Source organism: Staphylococcus canis, assembly GCF_016238445.1.
Lineage (GTDB): Bacteria > Bacillota > Bacilli > Staphylococcales > Staphylococcaceae > Staphylococcus > Staphylococcus canis.
Genome location: NZ_JABANU010000045.1, coordinates 1 through 5,354, shown reverse-complemented (window position 1 = coordinate 5,354; position 5,354 = coordinate 1). Strand labels below are relative to the sequence as shown.

The window sequence follows — 5,354 nt, the reverse complement described above, 5'->3', positions numbered from 1 at the left end:
CCTTTATTATGGTTTTGGCACTTTTAATAATAGAGGTCATTGCGTCTTTTTGCATCTAAAAAGTAAAAAATCGGACAAGCAACATTTATAATTTAAATGCCACCAGTCCGATTTATTATAGAACCTAAAAAGTTGATATTAATAGTTAAAAGCATTGAGCCGTTCTAAGAGACTCAATGCTTTTTATTCAGATTGCTCAACATCATATAGATTGGGATATAGACCAAGACTTGGAATGTTGAATCCAATCGTTTTGACGCGAGTAGGCTTGCCTTCTTTAATGTCTTTTTGTAAATCACGACTGTTCATTTTATAGTGTAATAAGATATCACTATTTTCTATTTTTTTGATACCATCTTTCGTTTTGAGTTCTATAAATTGTGTTTTTCCTGTTGTCATGGCATGTGTCTCTTGATATTTTTCCGTTACAATCCCCTCATACGTATGACGGTTAAGTTCAGGCAAGACAGTGCCCATGGCTATGAATAAAATGAGTAGAAAGAGTCCAATTCCAAAAATAATTTGCATCCCACGCGTACCCATTTTATCGAAAAAGCGATAAAGTAACTGTTTCAAAAGCGTCCCTCCAAAATACGTTTAATTATTGATGGTAACTGTGTAAAATTTGAGCGATTCTTAGTAAAATCATACCATCAATTGTATTTGGATCCCACTTTGTAATGTCATGTATTTTTTTGAGACGATAATTCAATGTATTTCGATGTATGAATAAATCATTCGCCGTCTTAATTAATTTGCCATGATTTTTAAAGAATACCTCTAAAGTTTCTCCTAAGTAATTATCTTCGCCAGAATGAATGACTTTTTCGTAAGTTGAAATGAGCATATTTTGATTAGGTGGTACGACATCCTTCATTTTGTAACATATCGCTTTAAGCTCATAATCTTCATAATTAAAAATGCCGGATAGAGTACCTGTATCGCAAAGTAAGGACTGTAAAGTTTTCGCATGTTGAAAAGATAAAATCAGTCCTTGAATATCTTTTTCAAAAGTACCTATTGTCACTAATGTATGTGATTTAAAAGCTGAATTACTATTATTATTAATATAGTGATGAATATCTTTAACCGTTTCGCCACGATGTTTATTAGCTTTAAATATAAAGACGTACTCTTGAGGTGAAATTTGAATCATATCATCTTTAGGAATACTCCAATTTTCTAAAGTATTATGGATATTCTTAAGCTTTGTCTTACTTGAAGTTTGAGTACATATTATCGCAACTACAAAAGGTTTATCTAAATTGAGTAAAGATTTAAAATGACTACGATTATATTTGTTTAACTCTTTATTTTCACTAAATAAGATATGAGAAAGCATTTGAGTACGCGATAATAATTGACTATAATCATCTTTTCTCTCATTATCTTGAGCTATTATATATTCAGCATTAACCTTTATAAGTCTGACATGCATTCTAATATCATTTGGATTACCTTCTACAATAATCGCACCATACAACTGACCCTGATATTCAATTGGCATAATAATTGCTGGATAACGCATGTTCCAAAAAGCTAAATTTTCAGCTTCAACTTCTATAGGTAAGTTTCGTTCGATAGCCATGAGCGCTGCTGAATTACTCTCGCCAAGACATTGTGGATCTGAAGATGCAATAACTTGTCCGCGACGATTCGTTAGACAAATATTAGATTTAATAATATTTGATGTCTCTTTCACAAATTTCTCAGCCCATTTTTCTTGGATCATAATAATGCAACTCCTATCAATAGAATCAAATATGAACTTATCGTATATATATTTGATAAGAAATGAGATAAAACGGTTGAGGGGAATTGAGTGCTCATAAAATGATTCGAATTTTTAAAAACCTTTTAGTATCTCATTATAAAAAATGTTGTATGCATAAAACATACAAGTGAATAATATTGTGCATATTGACAATATTATAAGATGAATTTGATAAGACTACAACAATATTATTTCCTTTATTTACCGTATATAAACCTATTGCTTGAAAGCTATTATATGCCTTGTAATAGTAAAGTGTAAAATAAAGTTTAACTTTTTATATTCAATATTTTAAACCCGTGTGCTATTATTAATTATATGTTACTCAATATAATTTTTAGGTGTATTCAAATATTGGGTACGCAATATGTTTTTAAAGCGAGGGGTAAAATATGTCGAAAAAAAGTAAGCCTAATTCAAGAAGATTAGACTTCTTGCCAAATAGGCAAAATAAGTACGCTATTCGTAAGTTTACAGTAGGTACTGCCTCAATTTTAGTAGGGGTCACTTTATTATTAGGTGCGCATAATGATGCACAAGCTGAAGAAGTGAGCCAAAACGCGACATCAACTGAAGAAGCTACTACAACGAATTCAACGGAAGATGTTGCCACTCAACCTTCAACTGAAGAAAATATTACGAACGAAGCAACAAGTACGGATTCTGAAGCGGCTACAACAACTTCAACTAGTGACGAAGCAACAACAGAAGCTCCAGTTGAAGAGGTAGCATCAGTAGAAGGTCAAGCTGTTGATACAACTAGTGAAGTACCATCTACTGAAACAGTAGAAAGTGCACAATCACCACAAAATGCAAAACAATCAACAGAAGCACCTCAATCAGAAGTTGAACAAGTGACGCCAGAATCTAATACAACTCAGGCTGATAACGGTGCCATTGAACTACAGTCAACATCGAATGAAACAGTACAAAATACAAGTACTGAAACACCTCAAGAAGAAACTCAAGACTCAACATCTTCAACAGAACAAACACCTGCAACTCAAGAACAACCAACAGCACCAGAAGTGGTTGCTACAAAAAATGACACAACAGATGTAACACTTGAGAATACACCACAAAGTGATGATAAAGAATCAAATATCAACACAGTCGTTGATGATCAATCTGCAGTTGAGTATGTCGTACAATCAGCGCAAGTTTCTGAAACAGAAGCGCGTGATTTTGTAAACAACTTAAACTTAGATTTAGAAAACATCACGCCAGAAGCATTACAACAAGCTTTAGTTGATGCATTAGCTAAACAACAAGATAAATTTAATGTTGAAGCAACAACAACTTCAATGCGTAAAGAGAACGCATTAACGAATGACTTCGTGAATGGTACAACAGGATTTTTTGCTGCAGTACAACCAAGCAGTGATTTACCACAAAATGAAGTTTACCAAGCATATGCAAAACAAGAACCAACGAACTATCGTTACGGTCAAGTAGGCGATGCTAAAAATGCAATTTCAAATGCTGATGTATTACCTCAAGATGCAACATACACTTGGAAAGATACTGCTGTCTTTAACAGAATTGGAAACCAAGTGGCAACAGTTGTAGTGACTTATGGTGATAATACAGTGGATGAAGTTAAAGCACCAATTTTTGTTGCATACAGTTATGAAAAAGATGGAGTGAAATATTCAGGCGTACCTTATTCAGCCGAAAATAATTTCACAACAACTTCTGCAGATGTATTCATCGCGCCAAAAACTGAAGATTTAACAAGTTCAGAGTCACGTGCAAAAGATACAATTGATTTTGATTTAACAACGCAATACAACTTAAACCGTGTAAACTCTGGAATGGTAACTTATATTGAGTTAGATGAACGTATCGCTAAATATGTCACATCAATTACAGGTAATATTGGTCAAGTTGATGCTGGTGCAAAACCTACACGCCCGTTTGAATGGGAACGTGTTGTTAATGCCAAAGGTGAGTTAACAAACACATGGAAACACCGTACATTTAATGCCTTAGCATATTCTGATAATGAAACGTCAGTATTTTTAGGGGATTCACCAGCAGTATCACAAGTGAGTTCTTCACAAATTCATTTATCTGATACAATTACAAATTTAATGTCACAAGATGATCTACTACAAAATGGTGACTTAACATTTAGAACATATACACTTGATAAAGATGGTCAATTGATTATCGATACAGATCGTAATAACTATTTCCAAGTTGCAACAGAGAAAAAAGATGGTCTTGTAGAAGCGACGAAAGTAACTGAACGTGACTGGTTTAACGACTCAGGTACAATTACGCACTTTGAACAACAAGCAGGACCTAACGGTGGTATCGTCTTTGATCAATATATTAATAAAAGTTCTCGTGGTACATTAAACGGCTATGGAGCACAACCTAACCGTGATTGGCAGTACCATTTCGAATTAGATCCACGACTTTTAAAATATGTAGACGACGTTGAATTACACTATTTAACAAACGATGGTCTTGCATGGGAAGCAAGTCAAAGCTTACAAGATCGTTTCAATGCTGAAAATACAGGTTTAGGTGGTACGCAACGCGAAGGTTGGAACGGTTTCGAATCACGTTTTAATAACGGAACAGAAATCTTATCTTCATATACTGGTAATCCAACAACTGGAGGGGCACAAACTGGTATTGGTGGTACGCATGGACCAGCAGCATGGTTTGATACTCGTGACCAAACACCAGATAAACCAGACGGTTACAAAGTACTAGATAGTGAGTTAAAACCAGGTGAAGGTTATTTCACTTTAGATTCTGTCGCAATAAACGTTGATTCAAGACAGTTTAACTTTAACCCAGGATTAATTGATCCAGCACGTGTACGCGTTGTTGCGAAATTAAAAGATGGTGTATCTATTAATGATGTCCTAGGTGAAAATCGTGATGAAAACTTCGCATTTAGAGGATATTTAGTGAACAGTAAAGAGGAAATCATTCCAGGCTCTTCTGGTTCAGGTTTCTACCAAGCGTTAGATATTGATGGTGATGGTATCGCAGATGCAGTGGATCCAGAAATTAAAGTACAAGATCCTCAACCACAAATGGCAGACACATACACACCAACAGGTCAAGCAATTGAAACACCAGTGAATGTATTACCAGATCCTAAATCAGGTATTACAAATGTAGCTGATTTACCTGATACTGCAACTTATCGTTGGGAAGTTGTACCAGATGTAAGTACACCGACTGCTGATGGTAATCCAATTGAAGCAAACGTGATTATCACTTATGAAGATGGTTCTCAAGATAAAGTAGCAGTACCAATTACAGTAACAGCACCTCAAAATCAACCACCAACAATCGATCCGATTAACGATACAACAGTAGTGGAAGGACAACCAATCACAGCGATTCCAGTAACATCAACAGATGACAGTGGAACACCACCGACGGTGACAGTAGAAGGATTACCACCAGGATTAACATATGATCCTGCAACAGGAGAAATCACAGGAACACCAGAAGTGACAGATTGGACAGACGATTTAGCGAACAAAACATTCGAAGAAGAGCGTGATTACACAGTAACAGTAACATCAACAGATGGAGACAACACAACAAC

The 5,354-nt window shown here is 35.1% G+C and carries 3 protein-coding genes; 1 reads left to right on the top strand and 2 read right to left on the bottom strand.

The window, feature by feature from the left end; translation table 11 throughout:
* Positions 1–183: 183 nt before the first annotated feature.
* Both HHH54_RS10735 and HHH54_RS10730 read right to left on the bottom strand, forming a co-directional pair.
* Positions 184–576 carry a hypothetical protein gene (locus HHH54_RS10735; RefSeq protein WP_232796329.1) on the bottom strand — a complete coding sequence of 131 codons (393 nt, stop codon included), beginning with the start codon at positions 574–576 and terminating at the stop codon, positions 184–186.
* 25 nt (positions 577–601) lie between these two features.
* Positions 602–1,732 carry a sugar diacid recognition domain-containing protein gene (locus HHH54_RS10730; RefSeq protein ID WP_198618790.1) on the bottom strand — a complete coding sequence of 377 codons (1,131 nt, stop codon included), beginning with the start codon at positions 1,730–1,732 and terminating at the stop codon, positions 602–604.
* 434 nt (positions 1,733–2,166) lie between these two features.
* Here HHH54_RS10730 and HHH54_RS10725 point away from each other — a divergent pair.
* Positions 2,167–5,354: Rib/alpha-like domain-containing protein (locus HHH54_RS10725; protein ID WP_198618789.1), on the top strand; the 3,188-nt coding region annotated here is incomplete at its 3' end.